At 73.0% G+C, this 23,379-nt stretch carries 15 protein-coding genes and 1 pseudogene; 9 read left to right on the forward strand and 7 right to left on the reverse strand.

The window, feature by feature from the left end; genetic code table 11:
- Nucleotides 1–48 precede the first annotated feature (48 nt).
- Entirely contained in the window at nt 49–1,254 is a 1,206-nt protein-coding gene (locus ABD369_RS06010) for an ROK family transcriptional regulator (protein WP_344635163.1), read from the reverse strand.
- Between the two features lie 219 nt (nt 1,255–1,473).
- Nucleotides 1,474–2,595 (reverse strand): mechanosensitive ion channel family protein, encoded by a 1,122-nt coding sequence (locus tag ABD369_RS06015; RefSeq protein ID WP_425557544.1) that lies wholly within the window; start codon nt 2,593–2,595, stop codon nt 1,474–1,476.
- Between the two features lie 323 nt (nt 2,596–2,918).
- Between ABD369_RS06015 and ABD369_RS06020 the strand changes: the two are divergent.
- Nucleotides 2,919–3,413 (forward strand): annotated as a pseudogene (locus ABD369_RS06020) (HNH endonuclease); the annotation flags it as partial.
- A gap of 326 nt (nt 3,414–3,739) precedes the next feature.
- On the opposite strand, the gene ABD369_RS06025 reads toward ABD369_RS06020, so the two are convergent.
- Nucleotides 3,740–7,576 (reverse strand): beta-N-acetylglucosaminidase domain-containing protein, encoded by a 3,837-nt coding sequence (locus ABD369_RS06025; RefSeq protein ID WP_344635164.1) that lies wholly within the window; start codon nt 7,574–7,576, stop codon nt 3,740–3,742.
- A gap of 346 nt (nt 7,577–7,922) precedes the next feature.
- Here ABD369_RS06025 and malQ point away from each other — a divergent pair, with 346 nt between their 5' ends.
- Together malQ and ABD369_RS06035 are read left to right on the forward strand one after the other, a co-directional pair.
- Nucleotides 7,923–10,064 carry a 4-alpha-glucanotransferase gene (malQ, locus tag ABD369_RS06030; RefSeq protein ID WP_425557545.1) on the forward strand — a complete coding sequence of 714 codons (2,142 nt, stop codon included), beginning with the start codon at nt 7,923–7,925 and terminating at the stop codon, nt 10,062–10,064.
- Between the two features lie 20 nt (nt 10,065–10,084).
- Entirely contained in the window at nt 10,085–10,312 is a 228-nt protein-coding gene (locus ABD369_RS06035) for a hypothetical protein (RefSeq protein WP_344635165.1), read from the forward strand.
- A gap of 114 nt (nt 10,313–10,426) precedes the next feature.
- Here the strand turns inward: ABD369_RS06035 and ABD369_RS06040 are convergent, their stop codons facing one another.
- The 3 genes from ABD369_RS06040 to ABD369_RS06050 are packed head-to-tail and all read right to left on the reverse strand — an operon-like array spanning nt 10,427 to nt 13,029.
- Nucleotides 10,427–11,137, reverse strand: a complete 711-nt coding sequence (locus ABD369_RS06040; protein WP_344635416.1) for an FAD:protein FMN transferase — start codon at nt 11,135–11,137, stop codon at nt 10,427–10,429.
- 20 nt (nt 11,138–11,157) lie between these two features.
- Complete coding sequence (locus ABD369_RS06045) at nt 11,158–11,634, reverse strand: FMN-binding protein (RefSeq protein WP_344635166.1); 477 nt, start codon at nt 11,632–11,634, stop codon at nt 11,158–11,160.
- An 18-nt stretch (nt 11,635–11,652) separates the two neighbouring features.
- Nucleotides 11,653–13,029: a ferredoxin reductase family protein gene (locus ABD369_RS06050; RefSeq protein WP_344635167.1), complete on the reverse strand. Its 1,377-nt coding sequence runs from the start codon at nt 13,027–13,029 to the stop codon at nt 11,653–11,655.
- Between the two features lie 222 nt (nt 13,030–13,251).
- Here ABD369_RS06050 and ABD369_RS06055 point away from each other — a divergent pair, with 222 nt between their 5' ends.
- On the forward strand, nt 13,252–13,977 hold the full coding sequence (locus ABD369_RS06055) for a response regulator transcription factor (RefSeq protein ID WP_344635168.1): 726 nt from the start codon (nt 13,252–13,254) through the stop codon (nt 13,975–13,977).
- The gene (locus tag ABD369_RS06060; protein ID WP_344635169.1) at nt 13,974–15,506 is read left to right on the forward strand and encodes a sensor histidine kinase; all 1,533 of its coding nucleotides are present in this window, start codon (nt 13,974–13,976) and stop codon (nt 15,504–15,506) included. The genes ABD369_RS06055 and ABD369_RS06060 overlap by 4 nt, the downstream gene beginning before the upstream one ends.
- Nucleotides 15,507–15,629: 123 nt before the next feature.
- Here the strand turns inward: ABD369_RS06060 and pepN are convergent, their stop codons facing one another.
- Entirely contained in the window at nt 15,630–18,221 is a 2,592-nt protein-coding gene (gene pepN, locus ABD369_RS06065) for an aminopeptidase N (protein ID WP_344635170.1), read from the reverse strand.
- A gap of 307 nt (nt 18,222–18,528) precedes the next feature.
- Between pepN and ABD369_RS06070 the strand changes: the two genes are divergently transcribed.
- The 4 genes from ABD369_RS06070 (at nt 18,529) to ABD369_RS06085 (ending at nt 23,276) form a co-directional block, all read left to right on the forward strand.
- Nucleotides 18,529–19,725, forward strand: coding sequence for an ROK family transcriptional regulator (locus ABD369_RS06070; protein WP_344635171.1), 1,197 nt, complete (start codon nt 18,529–18,531; stop codon nt 19,723–19,725).
- Nucleotides 19,726–19,909: 184 nt separating this feature from the next.
- Nucleotides 19,910–21,004, forward strand: a complete 1,095-nt coding sequence (locus tag ABD369_RS06075) for a sugar ABC transporter substrate-binding protein (RefSeq protein WP_344635172.1) — start codon at nt 19,910–19,912, stop codon at nt 21,002–21,004.
- 197 nt (nt 21,005–21,201) lie between these two features.
- Nucleotides 21,202–21,990, forward strand: coding sequence for an ATP-binding cassette domain-containing protein (locus ABD369_RS06080; protein WP_344635173.1), 789 nt, complete (start codon nt 21,202–21,204; stop codon nt 21,988–21,990).
- Nucleotides 21,987–23,276, forward strand: a complete 1,290-nt coding sequence (locus tag ABD369_RS06085) for a sugar ABC transporter permease (protein ID WP_344635174.1) — start codon at nt 21,987–21,989, stop codon at nt 23,274–23,276. Before ABD369_RS06080 ends, ABD369_RS06085 begins: the two co-directional genes overlap by 4 nt.
- Nucleotides 23,277–23,379 lie beyond the last annotated feature (103 nt).

Below are 23,379 nucleotides of genomic sequence, written 5' to 3' on the forward strand. Positions count from 1 at the left end.
TCGGCCCCGGCTCGGGGGATGGGAGGCGGTGCGCGGGGGAGGGGAGCATCAGTGGGTCGTGAAGGCCGCTTCCCGGGCGGCGGCCAGGGCGCGCTGCAGGGCGCCGTGCACGACGGGGGAGTCGGGCACGGTACTGCAGCGCACCTGGGGGCGGGGGATGCTGATCTTGGCCAGTTCCTCCTGGACCAGCCGGCAGAGCCGTTCGCCGCCCGCGGTGGGGGTGCGGCCGGAGAGCACCAGCAGTTCCGGGTCGACCACCGCGACCACCACCGACAGGCCGACGGCCAGCCGTTCGGCCAGGGTCCGCAGGAACAGGTCGCCCGCGCCGGGAGTCCGCAGGGCGAGCCCGACGGCCCCTTCGGCGGTCGGTGCGGCCAGACCGTGCTCGGCGGCCAGGGCCAGCACCGCCTCCTCACCGACGAGTTCCTGGAACCCGCCGGAGTTCTTGCGGTGGACGTCGTGCACCACCGGGGCGCCGGGCACCGTCATGTAGCCGATCTCGCCCGCACCGCCGGTGAAGCCCCGGTGCAGCCGGCCGGCCAGCACTATCGCGGCACCGACGCCCTCGGCGGCCCAGAGCAGCACGAAGTCGTCGCAGCCCTGCGCGGCGCCCGAGGAGCGCTCGGCGACGGCGGCCAGGTTGACGTCGTTCTCGATGCTCACCGTGGTGCCGAGCGCCTCGGCCAGTTCGGCCAGCAGCCGGGGGGAGTGCCAGCCGGGAAGGTGCGAGGCGTACCTGAGTTTGCCGCTGACCGGGTCCAGCGCTCCGGGTACCCCGATCACGATCTCGCGCAGGCAGTCCGCCGGGAGGCCGGCCTGCCGGACCGTCTCGGCGACCGCCGCGACCGTCCGCGGCACCGCCTCGGTGGCGGGCCGGCCCCGGGTGGGGACGGTGTGCTCGGCGAGCACGGTGCCGGTGATGTCGGCGACGGCGACCCGCACCCGGGCGGTGTCCACGTCGAGCCCGGCGACGTACGCGGCGGCGGGATTGACCCGGTACAGCTGTGCGTTCGGCCCGGGGCCGCCGGCCGTGGTGCCCACCGCCTCGACCAGCCGGGCCGACTCGAGCCGGGCCAGCAGCTGGGAGGCGGTGGGCTTGGAGAGCCCGGTCATCGCGCCGATCTGGGTGCGGGAGAGCGGACCGTGCGCCAGCAGCAGCTCCAGTGCGGCCCGGTCGTTGATCGCGCGCAGCAGGCTGGGGGTGCCGGCCAACGGGGTGGGCCTGCCCGGCGGGGTGGGGATCTTGTCGTTCACGGCCCGATCCTCCTCTGTCCCTGGCGGCCCGTGCGGCGCTGGGGTGGGAAAGCTGACTGCCAGGAACTGTTAGGAAAGTTTCCAATCGCTGAGAGGACGTTAGGTCCCGCCGCGGGAGGGTGTCAATGACCGCATGGCGGGTGGATGCCGAAGCGTTACCGGGAACGCGGAGAGCCCGTCCACCGCCGGGGGTGGACGGGCTCTTTGCCGGGTACGCGGTCAGTCGGTCGGCAACGGGATCGGCTTGGCCGCCAGTGAGCGCGCCGAGCTGGGATCGGCCAGTGCCGAGGGCGCGGACGACTCCACCGCGGGTGCCGCCACCACCGGCGCGGGCTCCTCCTTCAGCTTCACCCCGGCCTCGTCGAAGGCGAGCTTCAGCCGCTGCCGCAGCGCCCGGCCGACCTTCGCCGACTCGCCCGGCGTGGTCCTGGCCTCCACCCGCAGCACCATCGAGTCGGCCGCCACCGACTCCACACCCAGCACCTTGACCCGGCCCCAGATCAGCTCGTCGTACGGGGTCTCCTTGCCCAGCTGCTCGGCGCTCTCCCTGATCAGCCCCTCGACCCGCTCCAGGTCCTCCCGGTAGGCGATCTGGACGTCCACCGTGGCGGTGCCCCAACCCTGGCTCATGTTGGCGATCCGCTTCACCTCGCCGTTGCGGATGTACCAGATCTCACCGTTGCCCCCGCGCAGCTTGGTGACCCGCAGGCCCACCTCCAGCACGGTGCCGCTGGCCACTCCGGTGTCGATCTCGTCGCCGACGCCGTACTGGTCCTCCATGATCATGAAGACCCCGGAGAGGAAGTCCGTCACCAGGTTCCGCGCGCCGAAACCGATCGCCACGCCGGCGACACCGGCACTGGCCAGCAGCGGGGCCAGGTTCACCCCGAGTGCGGACAGCACCATCAGCGCGGCCGTCCCCAGGATGCTGAACGAGGCCACGCTGCGCAGCACCGAGCCGATCGCCTCGGCCCGCTGCTGGCGCCGCTCCGGGTTCACCACCCCGTGGTTGGCCAGCAGTCCGCCGAGCCGGCCGTAGTCCGAGTCGTGCTCGTGGTGCCGGGTCATCCGCGTTATCAGCTGCGTGATCAGCTTGCGGACCACGGCCCGCAGCACCAGCGCCAGCAGCACCAGGAAGACGATCCGCAGTACTCCCTCGACCCAGCTCTGCCAGTTGGCGTCCAGCCAGCTCGCCGCCTGCCGGGTGCTGGCCGACACCTCGTTCGCACTGGTCGGCAGCTTGAGGTCGAGCTTGGGCAGGGGGTCGGACGAGGAGGGGGCGGAGGGGGTGGCGGTGGGGGCCGCGCTGGCGAGAAGGCCGGTGACACCGGACCGGAACACGTACGGAGCCTCTTTCCAACAGGGATCGGTGGTTCCGGACCAGCGTAGCGGCCGCGCGGCACCCGGACGGACGCCCCATCAGAGACCCCGCGAGCCCCCGTCGCAGCCGCCGGTGCGCCCCGACCAGCGGCCTCGCGGTGCAACGGCGCCGGAGGGCGGGCATACCCGCTATGACGGAACCCACATCAGACCCGTTACACAGGAGTGGTGGCGCCCCGCCACGGCGTGAGGCGACACTGGTGGAGATCGCGTTGCGGAAAACGACGCGATCACCCGCTCGTCCCGGCGCGAGCCACGCGCCGCAGGCGTCCAAGGAGGCATCCGTGCCGCATGTCCTGGTCCTCAACGCGTCCTACGAGCCGCTCGGCGTGGTGTCCATGCGCCGAGCGCTCATCCTGGTCCTCAACCACAAGGCGGTCAGCCTGGAGGACTCGGGAGTCACTCTGCACAGCGCCACCAGCGCCGTCACGGCGCCGTCCGTCGTCCGACTGACCCGCTTCGTCCGGGTCCCGTTCCGAGGCCCCGTCCCGCTCACCCGCCGCGCGCTGTTCGCCCGTGACCACGGGCGCTGCGTCTACTGCGGTGCCACCGCCACCAGCGTCGACCACGTCATCCCGCGCAGCCGGGGCGGCCAGCACCGCTGGGACAACGTGGTGGCAGCCTGCCGCCGCTGCAACCACACCAAGGCCGACCGCCACCTCACCGAACTCGGTTGGCGGATGAAGCGCCCCCCGGCCCCGCCCAGCGGCCTGGCCTGGCGCGTCATCGGCACCGGCATCAAGGACCCGAGCTGGCGGCCCTACCTGGAGCCGTACGGCGGGGTCGAGCAGTTCCGCGAGTACGAGCACCACGACCATACCGAGTCGAACACGGCCCTGCCGGCCGCACTCGGCCGCTCCCACCCCGTCCACCCAGTCCGCCGCGGCGACCGTCCCTCTCCGGAACCGCTCTCCGCCTGACCGACACGGGCCTGCCCGTCACACCGACCGGTACGCCTCATGGGCCGCCGGCGCACCCCTCAGTGGGAGCGCCGGCGGCCCGCCGTTCGCGCGCGGGCGGCCGGGGAGGCGGGGCAGCCCGCACCCGGGTGTTCACCCCTGTCGCCGGAGACCGCCGTCACGGAGCGAACCCCGCACGGGCCCGCTCAAGGAGCGACCGCGTACAGCTCGATGCCGTACAGCGAGTACCCGTACTTGGTCGCCCGTGAGACGCCCTGCAGTCGCAGGTACTTCACCCCCGGCGCGTCGAAGTGCGCCGTCTCCGTCCCGCCCTTCCCGCCGGTCACCGAGGAGACCGTGGTCCAGGTGACCCCGTCCGGCGAGGTCTGCAGCTTGTAGGCGGAGGCGTACGCGTCCTGCCAGTGCAGCACCGCCGACCCCAGCCGGGCGGCCTGCGGCAGCGCCAGTTGCACCCAGGCGTCGTCCCGCGCGGGTGAGGACCACCGGGTCTTCGGGTCCCCGTCGTTGACCGCGGTGGCCGGGAAGTCCGGTGTCTCGTCGCCCGAGGAGGTGGCCGTGGCGGTGCGCGCCAGGTCGGCCCCGGCGGTGGCGGGCACCACGCGCACCTGGAGGACCTGACGGACCGTCGTCCCGCCCGCCGTGAAGGTGACCGGCACCTGGTACGTGCCCGAAGGGGTGTCCTTGGCGGCGGTCACCAGCAACGGGGTGCCGACCTTCCCGCCGCGCGGCACGTTGACGGCGGAGGCCGGAGTGACCGTCAGCCCCTTCGCCGCCGCCGGGACCTCGGTCTTGAGGTCGCCGGTGGCGCCCTCCGGGCGGCCGGACTCGACCACGGCCTGGGTCTGCGCGGGGGCCGGGGCGCCCGCGACCACGTCGAGGGAGTCGGCGGCCAGACTGAGCCGGGCCGCCGGGATGTCGGTGTACCAGGGGATGACCTGGTTCACCACGGGCGGCTCGCCGCCGGGCGCCCAGGTCAGCCGGATGGCGTCCGCGCTCAGGCCGCCGGCCGGCAGTTCGTTGTAGCCGGGCTGCGCGGTGCCGATCGTCGCCCAGCCGTCCGCCCGGCGCACCTCGACGGTGGCGGTGGCCCGCACGGTCGGGTCGGTCAGCACGGTCACCCGGTCCATCGGGCGGGCCGTGCCCAGCTCGATGGTGAGCGGGGCGTCGTCGGCGGTAGGCGCGCTGGCGGCGCGGAACGCGGTGTCCGGATTGCCGTCGAGCACGGCCGACGGCGAGGAGCCGGGCGCGGCGGCCGGGCCGCCGGTGACCGTAGCCGGGGTGTCGCCGGGCGCCCCCACCGTGAACTCGCGCACCGCCACCGCCGTCTTCTGGCCGCTGGTGGCCCGCAGCCGGATGGCCTTGGCGACCGTCCCGGCCGGTGCCGTGAGGGTGATCGTCTTCTGCTTGTGCACCGTGGCCAGCTGCTTCCAGCCGCCGTCGGCGGTGGCGTACTCCAGCACCCCGTCGTGCAGGTAGTCGTCGGCCGCGCTCAGGGCGTCGGGGTCGTCGCCCCAGGAACCCATCAGCACCGTGATCTGGCCGATCGCCCGCGCCGGCCCGAGGCCGACCCCGATCGAATCGCCGGCCTGCGGCGGGCGGGAGCTCCAGTAGAAGGTGTCCGTGGCGCCGTCCACCATCAGCGCGGGGCCGTGGTCGTTGGCGGTGCCCAGCGTGGTGGTCGGGGTCAGCGAGCCCGCGCTGACCCCCGACCAGTTGTCCGCCGCCTGCAGCGCCCGGTCCAGGAACGGGTCGAGCACGCCCGACCCGACCGTCGCTCCGCTCTGGGCCAGCTGCTCGCGCAGCCGCCGCAGCTCGGTCCGGGCCTGCCAGGCGGCCGAGCCGTCACCGCCGCGCTGGGCGAGCAGCATGTCCACCGCGGACTGCCCGGCCCGGCCGTAGGTGCTCAGCTGGGCCAGCCAAGGCGCGGCCTCGCCGCCGATCGGTGCCTGGGCGAGCGCGCGCTGGGCGCCGGCCATGGTGGTGAAGGCGTCCCGGACCGGCGTCGCCGCGTCGTGCAGCTTCGCCAGGTCGGGCGGGCTGCCCGCGCTCGGCTCCAGCGCCGCCCAGAACTTCTCCAGCAACGGCGTCAGATAGCCGGACTCGCCCTTCGCCAACGGGGAGGACTCGCTGTTGGCCGCCAGCGTGGTGAGCGCCGTGAGCTTGGTGCCGTCGCCGGCCAGCGGGCGCAGCGCGGCCTGCCAGGAGTCGGCCGGACGGTAGCCGGACGGGTTCCAGCCGAAGTCGGCCGCGGTCGCCAGCGGGATCCGGGAGGCCAGGGGCTGGCTCATCGCGGAGGTCAGCAGTACCGCCGACCTGCTCGCCACACCCGGGTCGCGGCCGGTGTAGCCGCCGAGGTAGAGCCGGTCCGGGGCGGAGTCGTTGACCGGGTAGCTGTCCAGCGTCATCAGCGGGTGGCCGGCCGCCTGCTGGGCGGCCTGGGCGGTTTGGGCGTCCGTGATCTTCGCGGGGATCACCGCTCCGCCGCTCCAGGCGATCTGGACGCCCTGCGGCAGCGCGGCGGCCAGCGCCGACCGGTACGGGCTGGTGCCCGCCCGCTGGTACTCGGTCGGGACGATGGACAGTGGTGCCAGCTCGGGGTGCTTGGCGATCAGCCGGTCCTGCACCTTGGCGACCGCCTGGGCCTGCGCCTTGGCGGCGGCGGCCGGGCCCTTGCCGAAGTTCTTCCGGTCCAGGGTGCAGTGCCACTCGTCGTAGCTGATGTCCAGGAACTGCAGTTGGAAGGCGCTGAACCCGATCTGCCGGAGCCCCTCCAGCTTGGTCACCAGCGCGTCCACGTCCCGGTCGGAGCTGAAGCAGAACGACTGGCCGGGGTCGATCGAGTACCCGAGCGTGACATGGTTGCGCCGGGCCCGGTCCGCCAGCTGCCGCAGGTCGGCGGCCTGTGCCTCGGGGTACGCCTCACGCCAGCGGGTGAGCCGGAACGGGTCGCCGCCCGGGGCGTAGAGGTAGAAGTTCTGCTTGGTGCGGCCGAGGAAGTCGAGCTGGCTCAGCCGCTGTTCGGTGGTCCACGGGGAGCCGTAGAAGGACTCGGCGATCCCGCGCACGGGCGCGCCGCTCGGCCAGTCCCGGATGCTGACGCCGGGGAAGCCCTTCGCGTCGCCCTCCTGGCCCTGCCCGCCCTGGTCCGGCCCGCTCTGCCCCTGTCCGGCGGGTACCGGGGCGAGCAGCTGGCGCAGGCTCTGCGCGGCGTTGAACGTCCCGGCCTTGTCCACCCCGGCGAGCACCACCGCGCCGTACGTCCCGGCGCCGGCCGGCAGCTGGCCGATCGTCAGCAGGTAGCCTCCGCCCGGCATCCCGTTGAGGGAGGGGGCGGGGGCGTCCTTGTCCGTCGTGCCCGCCGCGGCGAGCTCGCGCAGCACCCGGTCGGTCGTGCCGCCCGAGCCCTCGGCGGGTCCGCCGACGTACACCACCAGCGAACCGGCGTCCGGGACCCGCGGCACCGTCGTGGTGATCCGGGTGGCTCCGGCGGAGCCGAGCACCTGGCGTACCACGTCCAGCGCTGCGCCGTCGGCGTCGGGCGCGGCGGCCAGTACCACGTCCTGGGGAACGTTGACGGGGCGCCCGGCGGTACGGAGTTCCTGCGGGCGCGGGTACACCTGGGGGTCGGTCACCGTGCCCAGCTGCACCGGCTGGTCCTGCTGGGCAGTGCTGACCGCGGTCTGCCCCTGCGGCGCACCGGCGTACGCGGGCGGGCCCACCAGTAGTCCGCTCACCACCGCGGCGGCCGACAGGGTGGCCGCGAGCTGCAGCGCGGCCCGGCGGTGGCCGGCACTGCCGACGGCCCGTCGTTCGGCCCGCACCGAGGCCAGCAGCGGTTCGGTGCCCTTGAGATCCGCGATCAGCCGGTCCGCCGTCTTCGGCGCCAGCTGTCGTGCGGTGCGCGCCGTCGCCCGGCGCGCGGCCAGCGCCGCCGGATGCTGGAGCACCTCGCGCAAGGCCGCGCTGTGCTCGATCTGCTGCCTCAGCCGCCGCCCCGCGAATTCCGAAACCCGCGCCTGCAAAGCAGCCTCCTCGCACCCGAAAACCCCAGTTCACCGGCCCGGTGCCCGTACACCTCCGGCTGGTCTGCCACCCTCGGCCCCACCCGCCGCACAGCCCACCAGCTACCTGGTCCGGTGTCAACGTGGCTGATGGGTATAGATGATATGTCCCGTGCATTCCCCTCCCGACCATCGGACCGGCCCGGTCGCAGCCCGTGCTCGGGTGCCGGTCCCGGCGGCCGTGCCGCGCGGGAAGGTTCACCCGTCCGGTGATCGGGACCGGTCGTGTCGTGCGGGGTCGGGTGCGGTGGGCGCGGGTAGGACTGGGGAGTCCCGTACCGCCTTCTGGACCCGCAGGAGTGCAAGAGTGGCCGCTTATCTGGACCGTCCCGAAGCAGCCGGCAGCACGCAGGCCCCCGCCGAGGACGCCCCGCCCCCGCCGCCGGAGTTGGTGGCGCTGGCGCACGCGTACGGGGTGGACAGTACCTACGACCCCGGCAGCGGGCCGGTACAGGTGGCGGCGCACACGCTGGTGGCGGTGCTGGCCGCGCTCGGGGTGGACGCGCACACTCCCGAGGCGGTGCGGAAGTCGTCGGAGCGCCAGCTGGCCGACGCGGCAGGGCGGTTGCTGCCGCCGTGCGTGGTGGTGCGGTCGGGCCGGCGGACGGCGCTGGACGTGCCGGCCCGGGCGCGGCTGAGCATCGCCCTGGAGGACGGCGGGGAGTGGACGCTGCCCGGCGGGCGTTCGCACTGGCTGCCCGCCGATCTCCCGCTCGGGCGACACCGGTTGACGGTTCGGCTGGAAGGGCGGGAGCAGAGCGCCGCGCTGATCGTGGCGCCGCAGCGGGTGCCCGCGCCGCAGGGCCGCAGCTGGGGTTTCCTGGCGCAGCTGTACTCGGTGCTGTCGGAACGCTCGTGGGGGATGGGCGACCTCGGGGACCTGGCGGAGCTGGCGAGTTGGTCGGGCAGCGCGCTGGGGGCGGGCTTCCTGCAGATCAACCCGCTGCACGCGGGACGTCCGGGGATGCCCTCCGACCCGTCGCCCTACCGTCCCTCCTCGCGCCGCTTCGCCGACCCGGTGCACCTGCGGATCGAGGCGGTCCCCGAGTACGCCTACGCCGATCTCGGTGAACTTCCCGCCCGGGCCGCCAGGTTGCGCGAGGAGGTGCTGCGCCACGACGGGCTGATCGACCGGGACGAGGTCTGGGCGCTCAAGCGCGAGGCGCTGGAGCGGCTGCACCGGGTGCCGCGCGGGGCGGGCCGGGAGGCCGCGTACCGGGCGTTCGTCCGGCGCGAGGGCGACTGGCTGGAACGGTACGCCACCTGGTGCGCGCTGGCCGACGTCCACGGCAGTGACTGGCGCGGCTGGCCGAAGGGCCTGCGCCGGCCGGACAGCCCGCAGGTGGCCGCGGCACGGGCCGAGCACGCCGCGCTGATCGAGTTCCACCGCTGGCTGGCCTGGCTGGTGGACGAGCAGCTCGGTGCCGCGCAGGGCGCGGCCGAGCGGGCGGGCATGCCGATCGGGCTGATCCACGATCTCGCGGTGGGAGTGCACCCGGAGGGCGCGGACGCCTGGGTGCTGCAGGACGTCCTGGCCGAGGGCATCTCGGTCGGCGCCCCGCCGGACGCGTTCAACCCGCACGGCCAGGACTGGGGCCTGCCACCGTGGCGCCCCGACGCACTGGCGGCGAGCGGCTACGCCGCGTACGCCCAGCTGCTGCGGGCGGCCGCACGGCACGCCGGGGCACTGCGGATCGACCATGTGATGGGCCTGTTCCGGCTCTGGTGGGTGCCGGCCGGCCACCCGCCGACCCAGGGGGCGTACGTCCGCTACGACGCGGAGGCGATGCTCGGGGTGCTCGCACTGGAGGCGCACCGGGCCGGTACCCGGGTGATCGGCGAGGACCTGGGCACGGTGGAGCCCGGCGTGCGGGAGGAACTGGCGGCGCGCGGGATCCTCGGCACCTCGGTGCTCTGGTTCGAGCGGGACTGGCGGTTGGGCGGTGCCGTCCTGCCGCCGGAGCTCTGGCGGGCCGACTGCCTGGCCACCCTCACCACCCACGACCTGCCGAGCACCGCGGCCAGGCTCAGCGGCGAGCACGTGGAGCTGCGGCACCGGCTCGGGCTGCTGACCCGCCCGCTCGGGGAGGAACAGGCCGGGGCGGTGCGCGAACTGGCCGAGTGGCGGGCCGAGCTGGTCCGGGCCGGGCTGCTGGCCGAGGGGGACGCCCTGACCCCGGAGGCGCTGTACGGCTTCCTGCTCGCCACCCCCGCCGCTCTGGTCGGTGTCTGGCTGCCGGACACCGTCGGCGATCCGCGCCCGCAGAACCTGCCCGGCACCTGGGATCAGTACCCCAACTGGCGGCTCCCGGTGGCCGATCGGACCGGTCGGCCGGTGACCCTGGACGAGCTCGCCGCGGCCCCCGGCACCGCCCGGTTGGTGGCGGCGCTCACGGCGGGCGTCGCGCCGGGGTGCGGGAGGCACACCCCGGCGCGCGGGGGTTGGTAAGGGGCCGGTACCTTGGAAACGTGGACAAGAGGAACGCTTTGCGCGCTGGTGCGGTCACCGCAGCGGCCACGCTGATGATGCTGATGTCGTCGCCCGCCATGGCCCTGACCCGGGACGACGGCGACAACCCGGGCCCCGGTATCAGCGCGGCCCAGACCATCGGGCTGTTCGTGGTGGCCCCGCTGGTGCTCTTCGCGATCATCGCTGGACTGGTCATGGTGATGTCGCCCAAGGCCAAGAAGAAGTAAGCGCGGCACAGCCGTAGCAGAAGACCGCGAACGCCGCCGGGGGAGCAGCCCCGGCGGCGTTTCAGCTTGTCCGGCAGTGGTTCGCGCCGGGCGAGGGCGCCGGACGCGGTGCGGCTAGGCGGGTTCTGCGTAGCCGAAGCCGGGGGTCCGGCGGTGGGTGCCGTCGGGCAGGATGGCGAGGGCCTCGACCTCGGGACGGGCGGCCGCCCAGGCGAGGCCGCGGTCGGGTCCCATGGCGAAGGCGGCGGTGGTCCAGGCATCGGTGCGGGCGATGCGGCGTCCGACCAGGGTGAGCGAGGCCAGGCCGGTGGCCGGCCGGCCGGTGCGCGGGTCGAGGACGTGGGCGCCGCGTTCGGCGGTGCCCGAGGTGGCGACGGCCAGGTCGTGGCCCGCCACCACCGCGGCGACGCCTCCCGGTCGCAGCGGGTCGGCGATCCCGATCCGCCAGGGGCCGCCGCAGGTCTGTATGTCGCCGCCGCCGGAGACCAGGTGCTGCCGGGAGCCGGCGGCCCGCAGGTGCTCGGACGCCTCCTCGACCGCCCAGCCCTTGACCCACCCGCTCGGGTCCAGCCGCCCGCCCGGCCGTTCGGTGAACCAGCCCCCGGTCTCGGCGGCCACCTCGCGGCACCGCTCCAGCACCTCGGCGACCGCCGGATCGCACCGGGCGAGCGTCAGCTCCCCGCGTCCGAACCGGCTGATGTCGCTCTGCGGCCGGTAGGTCGAGAAGACCTCGTCGATCCGGTGCAGTCGGCGGACCACCCGTTCGAGCGCCTCGGTGACCCCGGGCCCGGGCTCGCGGACGGCGAACGAGAACACCGTGCCCATGACGTGCTCGGCGTGCCGGATCACCGGGTGCCCGCCTTGTCGAGCGCGCTCTGCAGCGAGCGGGTGTAGCCGTCGCTGGTGTACGTCGCGCCGGAGACCGCGTCGATCTGCGCGCTCTGGGCGGCCATGGCCTCCTGGTTGAGCGCGGGCAGGGCGTCGGCGTTGATCCGCCGGTCGTGGCCGCTGCCGTCCGGGTACTGCAGGACGTCGATCCGGCTGATCCGCCCGCCGCTCAGCGACACCCGTACCTGCACCGGGCCGTAGCGGGTGTCGACGGCATCGCCCGTGACCGTCTGCGAACCCGTCGAGCCCGCACCCGCACCGGGGGTCGCCCCCGCACCGGGGGTCGGACCCGCGGCGGGGGCCGAACCCGTGCCGGGGCCGGTGCCGGTGCTGATCACCTGGGCGGTGGCATGCGTTCCCCCGTGGGGCTTGAGCGAGAGCAGCAGGATCACCCCTGCCACGGTGGCGGTACTGGTGACGACGGCTCGTCGCACGATGGGCTCCTGAGCAGATCAGAGGACGAAGGACTCGTGGTGGATCCGGGACCGCCGGACCCCGGCGGCCCGCAGCGCCCGGACGGCCTCCTCGGTGAGGCCGTCCGGCCCGCACAGGTAGACCTCGTGGCGGGCCAGGTCGGGGACCAGCCGCCGGAGCGCGGCACCGAGGTCGCCGACCTGCTGCCGGCTGCCGACCAGCTCGTGGTACCGGGCGCCCCTGGTCTGGGCCACGGCGGCCAGCTCCGCGCGGAACAGCAGGTCCTCGGGCCGGCGGGCACGCTGCACCAGGACCGGCTCACCGGGCAGCGTCTCGAACAGCGCGCGCAGCGGGGTGATCCCGACCCCGACACCGAGCAGCAGCACCCGGTGCCCGCGCCGCCGGCGCGCCGTGAACGCACCGTACGGGCCCTCGGCGCGGACCCTGGTACCGGGCCGGAGCCCGGCCACCGCGGCGCTGTGGTCACCGAGGTTCTTGACGGTGAACCGCAGGAAGCCGTGCTGCGGGGGAGCGGAGAGCGAGTACGGGTTGGCGGCCCAGCGCAGGCCGGGCGTCTGGAACTGCAGCCGGAAGAACTGCCCGGATTCCGCCCCCAGCTCCGCCAGCCGCTCGCCGGTCAGGAAGACCGAGACCACCCCTGGCCCTTCCGGACGCACCTCGGCGACCCGCAGCCGGTGCCGCCGGTCCCGCAGGTACGGCACGGCCAGCCGGTACCAGCCGATCAGGGCCGCCGTGCCGAGGTACAGCGCGTACCAGGCGGCGCGGGCCGGACCTTCGCCGAGGTTGGCGCCGGTGGCCAGCTGGTGGCCGAAGCCGAGCGCCACCGCCAGGTAGGTGGCCAGGTGCAGGTAGTACCAGGTCTCGTGGCGTAGCCGGCGGCGTGCGGCCCGGGCCGAGACGGCGCCGGTACCGAACATGATCAGCGTGGCCAGGGTGGCCTTGAGCATGTCCGGGAAGTGGAAGACGATCTCGACCCCCTCGCCGATCGGCCCCTGCCGGTCCGTGAGCGCGTAGCCGTAGACGATCGTCACCACGTGCAGCGAGACCAGCCCGACCAGATAGCGCCCGCCCATCGCATGCCAGCGGGCCAGCAGGTCCGCGCCCAGTTCCCGCTCCAGCAGCGGGATGCGGGCCATCAGCAGCAGCAGGACGGGAGCGGCGTACCCGGCCAGCAGGCCGGTGATCCGGCCGGACTCGGTCAGCCACTGGGCGGTGCCGGCGACCCACGGGGTGTCCCGCCACCACAGCGCGAGCAGGCCCAGGGCACCGGAGGCGATCGCCGCCAGGGCGGCCGCCGGCAGCAGTTCGTCCGGCAGCCGTCGGGGCCCGGGAGCGCGCCGCCGTGCGGGGGCCGCAAGCGGTCCGCGCTGGTCGGTGTGGGCGGGTGCGGCCACGGGGTACCTCCTCGCCGTCCGGGGCAGCTCGGTGGCAACCCTGGCACCGCAAGCTCTCAGTCGGCTATGAAACGGCCGCTGGCATCCGGTCGGAAATCCAGCGTTTTCCCAGGTCAACTGGCATTTCCCGGCTCGGGGGCGGGGTGCGGATCTCACCGCATTCTCATCGCGGGCAGGCAAGATGGCAGTTCCCGGTGACGAGTCGACCCCCAGGAGGTGCCCATGGATTACCCAACCGAGCCCGAGCGGTGCCCGTGGCGGATCCTGGTCGTCGACGACGAGCCCGATCTGGTCGAGGTGCTCTGCGGGGCGCTCCGCTACGAGGGCTGGGAGGCGCGCGGGGCCACCGCCGGGCGGGCGGCCGTCGAGGCGGCGGCCGAGTGGCGGCCCGACGCCGTGGTGCTGGACATGATGCTGCCGGACTTCGACGGGATGGAGGTCCTGCGGCGGATCCACGCCGCCCGGCCGGAGACCAGGGTGCTGTTCCTGACCGCCAGGGACGCCGTCGAGGACCGGATCTCCGGGCTGGCCGCCGGGGGCGACGACTACGTCACCAAGCCGTTCAGCCTGGCCGAGGTGGTGGTCCGGCTGCGCAGCCTGCTCCGGCGCGCGCAGCCGGCCGGAGCTGCCCGGCCGGAGGTGCCGAAGGGCGCGCTGGTACTGGGCGACCTGGTGCTCGACGAGCGCGCCCGCGAGGTGTCCCGCGGCGGTGAGGCGGTGGAGCTCAGCCCCACCGAGTTCGCTCTGCTGCGCTATCTGATGCAGCACCCCAGGCAGGTGGTGAGCAAGGCGCAGATCCTCGACGCGGTCTGGTCGTACGACTTCGGCGGGCAGGCGCACGTGGTCGAGCTCTACATCAGCTATCTGCGCAAGAAGGTGGACCTCGGCCGGACCCCGATGATCCACACCGTCCGGGGCGCGGGCTACGTGATCAAGGCACCCCGGTGATCCGCCGGGCCCGGGGCGTCCTCGGCCGGTCGGTGCCGCGCACCCTGCGGGCCCGACTGATAGCCGGACTGCTCGCCCTCCTGCTGCTCACCTGCGCGGGCGTCGGACTGGCCACCGCCCAGGCGCTGCGGCACTTCCTGGTGGACCGGCTCGACCAGCAGCTCGCCGACACCGGCGGCCGCTACGCGGCCAGCCTGGAGCACCCGGGATCGCGGGCCGCGGGCGACGCGGCCCGTGGCGACACCAGGGCCCAGGCGCCGGGGACCTTCGGCGCCCGGCTGCTGAACGGCACGGTCACCGCCGCCCGGGTGGTGGACGGCGACGCCGACGACCCGGAGGTGGCCGAGGGGACGGTGGCCGCGGACACCGACGACAGGGTCGTGCTGACCGCCGCCGACCGCCGGGCCCTGGCCGCCCTGCCGCCCGGCGGCCCGGCCCGCAGTGTCGAACTCTCCGACCTGGCCGGCTACCGGCTGCGCGCGACTGCCGGGCGGGACGGCGACGTGCTGGTCACCGGGCTGCCGCTGAGCCCGGTGGAGGACGCGGTGCACCGGCTGGTCATGATCGAGCTGGTGGTGTTCGCGGTGGCGCTGGTCGCGACCGGGGTCGCCGGGGCGCTCTGGGTCCGGGTCTCGCTCCGCCCGCTGGACCGGGTGGTCGGCGCGGCCGAGCGGGTGAGCGGGCTGCCACTGGCCAGCGGGGAGGTCGCGGTGCCGGTCCGGGTGCCCGACGACGACCTCGCCACCGAGGTCGGCCGGGTGGGCGCGGCGCTCAACCGGATGCTCGGCCATGTGGAGGACGCGCTCGCCCGCCGCCAGTCGGTCGAGGAACGGCTGCGGACCTTCGCCGCCGACGCCAGCCACGAGCTGCGCAACCCGGTGGCGGCGGTACGCGGCCACGCCGAACTGGCGTTGCGGTATCCGGGCCCGGTGCCGGACGAGGTACGGCACTCGCTCGGCCGGATCGAGGCGGAGGCGCAGCGGATGGGCGCGATCGTCGAGGACCTGCTGCTGCTGGCCCGGCTGGACGCGGGTCGGCCGCTCGCCGCCGAGGAGGTGGACCTGACCCGGTTGGCGCTGGACTGCACCGCCGACGCCCGCGCCGCAGGGCCCGGGCACCGCTGGCAGCTGGAACTGCCCGAGGAGCCGGTCCTGGTCACGGGCGATGCCGACCGGCTGCGGCAGGTGGTGGGCAACCTGCTCGCCAACGCCCGGGTGCACACCCCGGAGGGCACCCGGGTGACGCTCGCGCTCTCGGCCGCCGCCGGCGACGACAGCCGAATCCGCCTCAGCGTGACCGACACCGGTCCCGGCATCGAACCGGCGCTCGCGGAGCGGATCTTCGAACGCTTCGTCCGCGGCGACCCCGCCCGGGCCCGCACCACCGGCAGCACCGGTCTCGGCCTCGCCATCGTCCGCGCGGTCACCGCGGCCCACCACGGGACGGTCGACCTCTCGACCCGCCCGGGCCGCACCTCGTTCACGGTGCGGATACCGGTTCACCCGGGGAGCGCGCCGCCGGGGGCGTGACGCCCCCGGCGGCGCGACTTCACGGTGCGCCCAAGTCCCTTGCCCGGGTGCGGGGTCGGCCGTGCCCGTGGTCAACCGGACACGGTCTGGCACCCCCGGGCCGCCAGGGCGCCCGCTCGGGCGTCAGTGCCCCAGCGCCCGGGCTCCCGCAGCGTGGTCGGCGGCCTGCGCCTTGAGCGCGCGCTCGACCCCCGCACGGGCCTCGACCACCATCCGGCGCAGCGCCGGCGCGGGCGAGGCGGAGGCCAGCCAGGCGTCGGTGACGTCCAGCGTGGCCTGCTCGACCAGCAACGACGGGTACAGCCCGGTGATGATCTGCTGCGAGATCTCGTGGCTGCGGGTCTCCCAGATGCCCTTGACCGCGGCGAAGTACTTCGCGCTGTAGGGGGCGAGGAGTTCACGCTGGTCGGCCTGCTGGAAGCCGCCGATCACCGCGTCCTGGACGTAGTTGGTGAGCTTGTCGGACTCGACCACCGAGGCCCAGGACTCTGCCTTGGCGGCGGCGGTCGGCCGGGCGGCCCGGCAGCTCGCGGCGTGCTCCTGCCCGGCGGCGGTGTTGTCGCGGGCCAGCTCGGCGTCGATCGCCTTGTCGTCGGCGCGGCCGGTGGCGACCAGGCGGGAGAGCAGCGTCCAGCGCAGCTCGGTGTCGACGGTCAGGCCGTCCAGGGTCTTGGTGCCGTCCAGCAGGCCTGCCAGCAGGGCGAGTTGCTCGTCGGTGCGGGCGACCGAGGCCAGGGCACGGGCCCAGGCCAGCTGGTGGTCGCTGCCGGGGGCGGCGGCGCGCAGCTGCTGCTCGGCGGCCTCGGCCCAGCGGGCCAGGCCCTGCTCGCGCCAGGACGGGGCGGCGTAGGACTGCAGGGCCAGCTGGACCTGGCGCTGCACCGACTGGACCACGCCGATGTCGGTCTCCTTGGCCAGACCCGAGATGGCCAGCGACAGGTAGTCGCGGGTGGCGAGTTCGCCGTCGCGGGTCATGTCCCAGGCGGAGGCCCAGCACAGGGCGCGCGGCAGCGACTCGGTGAAGCCGCCGAGGTGCTGGGTGACGACGGCGAGCGAGTCCTCGTCCAGGCGGACCTTGGCGTAGGAGAGGTCGTCGTCGTTGAGCAGCAGTACGGCGGGCCGGTGCGCGCCGACCAGCTGCGGGACCTCGGTGCGCGGGCCGTTGACGTCCAGCTCGATCCGGTCGGTGCGGACCAGCTTGCCGTCGGTCAGCTCGTAGGCGCCGATCGCGATCCGGTGCGGGCGCAGCACGGCCTCGCCCTTGGCACCGGCGGGCAGCGCGGGGGCCTCCTGGATGACCACGAAGGACTCGATCTGGCCGTCGGTGTTGAGGGTGATCTCGGGGCGCAGCACGTTGATGCCGGCGGTCTCCAGCCAGGCCTTGGACCAGGTCTTCAGGTCGCGGCCGCTGGCCTTCTCCAGAGCGCCGAGCAGGTCGCTGAGGCGGGTGTTGCCCCAGGCGTGGGCCTTGAAGTAGGCCTGCACGCCCTTGAAGAAGGCGTCCTGGCCGACGTAGGCGACCAGCTGCTTGAGCACCGAGGCGCCCTTGGCGTAGGTGATGCCGTCGAAGTTGACCTGGACGTCCTCCAGGTCGTTGATCTCCGCCATGATCGGGTGGGTGGAGGGCAGCTGGTCCTGCCGGTACGCCCAGGTCTTCATCTGGTTGGCGAAGGTGGTCCAGGAGCCCGGCCACTTAGAGCCGGGGGCCTCGGCCTGGCAGACGGCCTCGGCGAAGGTGGCGAAGGACTCGTTCAGCCAGAGGTCGTTCCACCACTCCATGGTGACCAGGTCGCCGAACCACATGTGGGCCAGCTCGTGCAGGATCGTCGCGGCCCGGGCCTCGTACGCCGCGTCGGTCACCTTGGACCGGAAGACGTACTGGTCGCGCAGGGTGACGGCGCCCGCGTTCTCCATCGCGCCGGCGTTGAACTCCGGGACGAACAGCTGGTCGTACTTGGCGAAGGGGTAGGCGAAGTCGAACTTCTCCTGGAAGTAGTCGAAGCCCTGCTTGGTGACCTCGAAGACCGCCTCGGCGTCCAGGAACTCGCGCAGCGAGGGACGGCAGTAGACGCCCAGCGGGACCTTCTTCCCGTCCTTCTCGTAGGCGTCGAAGACACCCACGTACGGGCCGGCGATCAGCGCGGTGATGTAGGAGGAGATCCGCGGGGTCGGCTCGAAGTGCCAGACCTGGGTGTCCCCTTCGCCGACCGGGGCCGGGGTGGGGGAGTTGGAGACCACGGCCCAGCCCTTGGGGGCGGTCACGGTGAACTTGAACGAGGCCTTCAGGTCGGGCTGTTCGAAGGAGGCGAAGACGCGGCGGGCGTCCGGGACCTCGAACTGGGTGTAGAGGTAGGTCTCGCCGTCCACCGGGTCGACGAAGCGGTGCAGGCCCTCACCGGTGTTGGTGTACGCGCAGTCGGCCACCACCCGCAGCTCGTTGTGGGCCTTGAGCGAGGGCAGTGCGATCCGGCTGTCGGAGAAGTTCTCCAGCGGCAGTGCCTCGCCGTTCAGCACGATCTCGGCGACGCGGGGCGCGACCAGGTCGATGAAGCTGTCGGCGCCGGGGGTGGTGGCGGTGAAGCGGACCACGGTGGTGGAGCGGAAGGTACCTCCCTCGCGGGCCGAGCCCAGATCGAGCTCGATGTCGTACGCGTCCACGTGGAGAAGCGCGGCCCGGGTACGGGCCTCCTCGCGGGTCAAGTTGGTGCCAGGCACTCGCGGAACTCCTTCGTCAGGCATGGATGCCTGGCATCCTCCCACGCCGGTGCCCGCCTGCCCTCCGGATATTCGCAGGCCGGGAGGCGGGCGGGCGGAGGTTTCCTAACGATCTGTATTCGGCCTTGACGCGGTATCGGGCTGAGGGCCGAGCATAGAGTTCAGAAGTTGAAAGTGAGGCCCCGGCCGCGGCATCGACACCTGCGGGTGGCGACCGCCCGGGGCCGCAACGGAGCTCCGCCGCAACGGCGCGGCAGGGGCAAGGGGACGGTCGGGTTCCCGGGCCCTGGAAGGGTGAATCATGTCGATGGACACACCGGGATCGCAGTCCTCGCTGCACCGGGCGAACCTCGAACGGGTCCTGCGGGCGGTCCGGATGGCCGGCTCGCTCACCCAGGCCGAGATCGCGCGGAGCACGGGACTGTCGGCGGCCACGGTGTCCAACATCGTCCGGGAGCTCAAGGAGAGCGGCACCGTGGTGGTCGCCGACACCTCCTCGGGCGGCCGCCGGGCCCGCAGCGTCTCGCTCAGCGGTGACGCCGGGATCGTGGTGGGCGTCGACTTCGGCCACACCCACCTGCGGGTGGCCGTGGGCAACCTGGCGCACCGGGTGCTCGCCGAGGAGAGCGAGCCGATCGACGTGGACGTCTCCGCCCAGCAGGGATTCGACCGGGCCGAGGCGATGGTGGAGCGGCTGCTGGCCCAGGCCGGCTTCCGCTCGGACAAGGTGATCGGGGTGGGCCTGGGCGTGCCGGGCCCGATCGACGTGGAGACCGGGGCGCTCGGCTCCACCGCGATCCTGCCCGGCTGGACGGGCATCGCCCCCGGTCGGGAGCTCTCCCAGCGGCTCGGCATGCCGGTGCACGTGGACAACGACGCCAACCTCGGCGCACTGGGCGAGCTGGTCTGGGGCGCTGGCCGCGGACTGAGCGACCTGGCGTACATCAAGGTGGCCAGCGGTGTCGGCGCCGGTCTGGTGATCAACGGACAGATCTACCGCGGCCCGGGCGGTACGGCGGGCGAGATCGGGCACATCACCCTGGACGAGGCGGGCCCGGTCTGCCGCTGCGGCAACCGGGGCTGCCTGGAGACCTTCGTCGGCTCCCGCTACCTGCTCAATCTTTTGAACGCCAATCATCCGGGTGAACTCACGCTGACCAAGGTGGTCCAACTGGCCCAGCAGGGCGACCTGGGCTGCCGCCGGGTGATCGCCGACGCCGGACGGCAGATCGGCAGTGGAGTGGCCACGCTGTGCAACCTGCTCAACCCCCGCCGGATCATTCTCGGCGGCGATCTGGCCGAGGCCGGTGAGCTGGTGCTTTCCCCGATCCGGGACTCGGTGGCCCGCTACGCGATCCCGAGCGCAGCGCGCCAACTCTCGGTGGTTCCGGGCACGTTGGGTGGCCGGGCGGAGGTGCTCGGGGCGCTCGCGCTGGTGATGAGCGAGATGGGCGAATCGGGCGCTATCCGGCAGCCGGCGGCCTCGGCGGCAGCACACGCCTGAGCTCTCCGCGGGTGGGGGCCGAGGCCGATCGCAAGCGATTGGTCTCGGCTTCGCTTTCAGGAAGATAACGAAAAGATTCGGATCGCCGGTCTTCCGGTTTTACTTATTGACGACAAGCAATCAGGGCGGGTTGACTCCTCACACCTCGCCGCAACGTTGCGGCTCTGTCAGGGAGGCACCCCCCATGAACGCAATGATGCGTCGCGCGGTAATCGGCACCGCCGCTGTCTCGATGGCTCTCACCATGTCCGCCTGCGGCAAGGCCGGTGGCGACAAGAAGGACAGCGCCTCCTCCGGTGACAGCAAGTCGATCGGTCTGCTGCTCCCCGAGAACGCTTCCTCCACCCGGTACGAGTCCTTCGACAAGCCGTTCATCGAGGCGAAGGTCAAGGCCCTGTGCAGTGACTGCAACGTCAAGTACAGCAACGCCGAGGGCTCCGCGGCCAAGCAGAAGCAGCAGTTCGACACGCTGATCGCGCAGGGTGTGAAGGTCATCATCCTGGACGCCTTCGACGCCAAGTCCACCCAGCAGTGGGTGAAGGAGGCCGCCGACAAGGGCGTCAAGGTCATCGCCTACGACCGGCTGGCCAGCGGCCCGGTCTCCGCGTACGTCTCCTTCGACAACGAGAAGGTCGGCGAGCTGCAGGGCCAGGCCCTGGTCGACGCGCTCGGCGACAAGGCCGCCGATGCCAACGTGGTCATGATCAACGGTGACGACGCCGACCCGAACGCCGGTCAGTTCAAGGCCGGTGCGCACAAGGTGCTGGACAGCAAGGTCAAGAAGATCGTCTACGAGCAGTCCGGTGAGTGGAAGCCCACCGTGGCCGGCCAGAAGATCGGCGCCGCCATCACCCAGCTGGGCAAGGACGGCTTCCAGGCCGTCTACTCGGCCAACGACGGCATGGCCGCCGCCATCATCACCCAGCTGAAGGCGTCCGGCATCACCGTCCCGGTGGGCGGTCAGGACGCCGGTCTGGACGCCATCCAGCGCATCGTCGCCGGCGACCAGAGCTACACCATCTACAAGGCGTACAAGCCGCTCGCCGACAACGCCGCCGAGCTGGCCGTCGACCTGCTGCAGGGCAAGGACGTCAAGTCGGTCGCCACCGCCACCGTGGACAGCGACACCGACAAGGGCATCCCGGCCAAGCTGCTGGACGCCAAGGTCGTCACCAAGGCCAACATCAAGGACACCGTGATCGCCGACGGCCTCTACAAGGCCGCCGACATCTGCACCGCCGACTACGCCGAGGCCTGCAAGGCCGCGGGTCTGCAGTAACCCTTACGCAGTAGCGGTACCAGCGGCTCGGAAGGCGCCCCCGGTCCCCTCAGGGGGCGCCTCCCCGCCCCAGCACGGCGTGCGGAGCTCCCGCCGCCCCCCGATCATTACCCGCACTACCCCCCTTCGCGCCCGGGTCGGCGCGCGGCAGGCCGTGCCCCCGCCACCGAAAGAGCCAGCGGCACGGAACGAAGGAGTTGGTTCACGTGACAGGCGCACCCGTACTGGCGTTGCGCGGGGTCTCCAAGCGCTTCGGCGCCGTCCAGGCGCTCACCGACGTCCACCTCGAGGTGCACGCCGGTGAGGTGGTCGCCCTGGTCGGCGACAACGGCGCAGGAAAGTCCACGCTGGTGAAGACCATCGCGGGCGTCCACCCGATCGACGAGGGTGCGATCGAGTGGGAGGGCAAGCAGGTCTCCATCAACCGGCCGCAGGACGCCCAGCACCTCGGCGTCGCCACCGTCTACCAGGACCTGGCGCTCTGCGACAACCTCGACGTGGTCGGCAATCTCTTCCTCGGCCGCGAGCTGCGCCGCTTCGGCACGCTCGACGAGGTCGCGATGGAGAAGCGGGCCAAGGAGCTGCTCGACACGTTGTCGATCCGCATCCCCAGCGTCCGGATCCCGATCGCCGCGCTCTCCGGCGGCCAGCGCCAGGTGGTGGCCATCGCCCGCGCCCTGGTCGGCGACCCGAAGATCGTCATCCTGGACGAGCCCACCGCCGCCCTCGGCGTGGAGCAGACCGCCCAGGTGCTCGACCTGGTCGAGCGGCTGCGCGAGCGCGGCCTCGGCGTGATCCTGATCAGCCACAACATGGCCGACGTCAAGGCCGTCGCGGACACCGTCGCGGTGCTCCGACTCGGCCGCAACAACGGCGTGTTCGAGGTGGCCGGCACCTCGCACGAGGAGATCATCTCCGCCATCACCGGTGCCACCGAGAACGCGGTGACCCGGCGCCAGGCACGTCTCGCGGAGGAAGCCAAGTGACCACCGACCCGACCACCACCGCCACCGCCACCGAGGCCACCGACGCCGCGCCCGCCGCGACCCTCGCGGTCGACCCGCGCCTGCTGGTCCGGGAGGCCGGATTCTCCGGCTACGTCGAGGAGTTCAAGCGCCGGATGAAGAGCGGCGACCTGGGATCCGTCCCGGTCGTGCTCGGCCTGATCCTGATCGCGGCGATCTTCCAGAGCCTCACCGGCAACTTCCTGAACCCGGACAACCTCACCAACATCCTCAAGTGGATCGCCGGTCCCGGCCTGATCGCGGTGGGTATCGTCTTCGTCCTGCTGCTCGGTGAGATCGACCTCTCGCTCGGCTCGGTCGCCGGTGTCTCGGCCGCCATCGCCTCGGTGCTCTCGGTCCGCTCCGGGGTCAACGAGTGGCTGGCGGTCCTGATCGCGATCGGCGCCGCCGTCGGCATGGGCGCCCTGCACGGCTTCTTCTTCGCCAAGATCGGTGTGCCCTCCTTCGTGGTCACCCTGGCCGGTCTGCTGACCTGGAGCGGTCTGCAGATGTACGTGCTCGGCGACAAGGGCACCGTCAACCTGATCAACGACGGCGTGATCGCCAACCTGGACACCTACTTCCTGGGTGACGGCGACGTCTTCTACGCCTGGGCGCTCGCAGTCCTCGGCACCGCGCTGTTCGCCGCCGGCCAGCTGCTGGACCACCGCCGTCGCTCGGCGGCCGGTCTGCCCGCCCGCCCGATGAGCGAGATCTGGCTGCGCACCGGCGTGGTCGCGGTGGTCTCCCTGGTCACGGCGTACGTGCTGAACCAGAACCAGGGCCTGCCGCTGCCGCTGGTGATCTTCCTCGCGGTGGTCGTCATCGGTGACTTCGTGCTCCGCCGCACCACCTACGGCCGGCAGGTCTTCGCGGTCGGCGGCGGGGTCGAGGCGGCCCGCCGCGCGGGCGTCAACGTGGCCTGGGTGCGGATCTCGGTCTACATGATCTCGGCCGGCATGGCGGCCCTCGGCGGCCTGTTCATCGCCTCCCAGCAGGGCTCCGGCGACAAGCTGCTGGGTAGCGGCAACGTCCTGATGAACTCCATCGCGGCGGTCGTCATCGGCGGCACCAGCCTCTTCGGCGGACGCGGCAAGACCTGGTCGGCCCTGCTCGGCATCCTGGTGATCCAGTCGATCATCACCGGCCTGGACCTGGTGCACGTCAACCAGTCCATCCAGTACATGATCACGGGTGCGGTGCTGCTCGGCGCCGTCGTCCTGGACTCGGTCTCCCGGCGGACGCAGAAGTCCGCAGGTCGAGGCTGACACCGGGGGAGCGTGCGGGCTCCCCCGACGGGCCGCGGGTCGCCAAGACCCGCGGCCCGTACCGTTACCCGCCCGCTCGCCTCCGGGCGCTCCTGACCCGAAG

Origin of the sequence: Kitasatospora cystarginea (assembly GCF_039533515.1) — a bacterium.
Classification (GTDB): domain Bacteria; phylum Actinomycetota; class Actinomycetes; order Streptomycetales; family Streptomycetaceae; genus Kitasatospora; species Kitasatospora cystarginea.

What these genes read in the sequence shown, in the direction of transcription:
- ABD369_RS06040 (WP_344635416.1), bottom strand. Translation starts at nt 11,137, where the DNA reads ATGGGCACGGTGTTCTCGTTCGCCGTCCGCGAGCCCGGGCCCGGGGTC.
- ABD369_RS06055 (WP_344635168.1), top strand. Translation starts at nt 13,252, where the DNA reads ATGGATTACCCAACCGAGCCCGAGCGGTGCCCGTGGCGGATCCTGGTC.
- ABD369_RS06070 (WP_344635171.1), top strand. Translation starts at nt 18,529, where the DNA reads ATGGACACACCGGGATCGCAGTCCTCGCTGCACCGGGCGAACCTCGAA.
- ABD369_RS06075 (WP_344635172.1), top strand. Translation starts at nt 19,910, where the DNA reads ATGAACGCAATGATGCGTCGCGCGGTAATCGGCACCGCCGCTGTCTCG.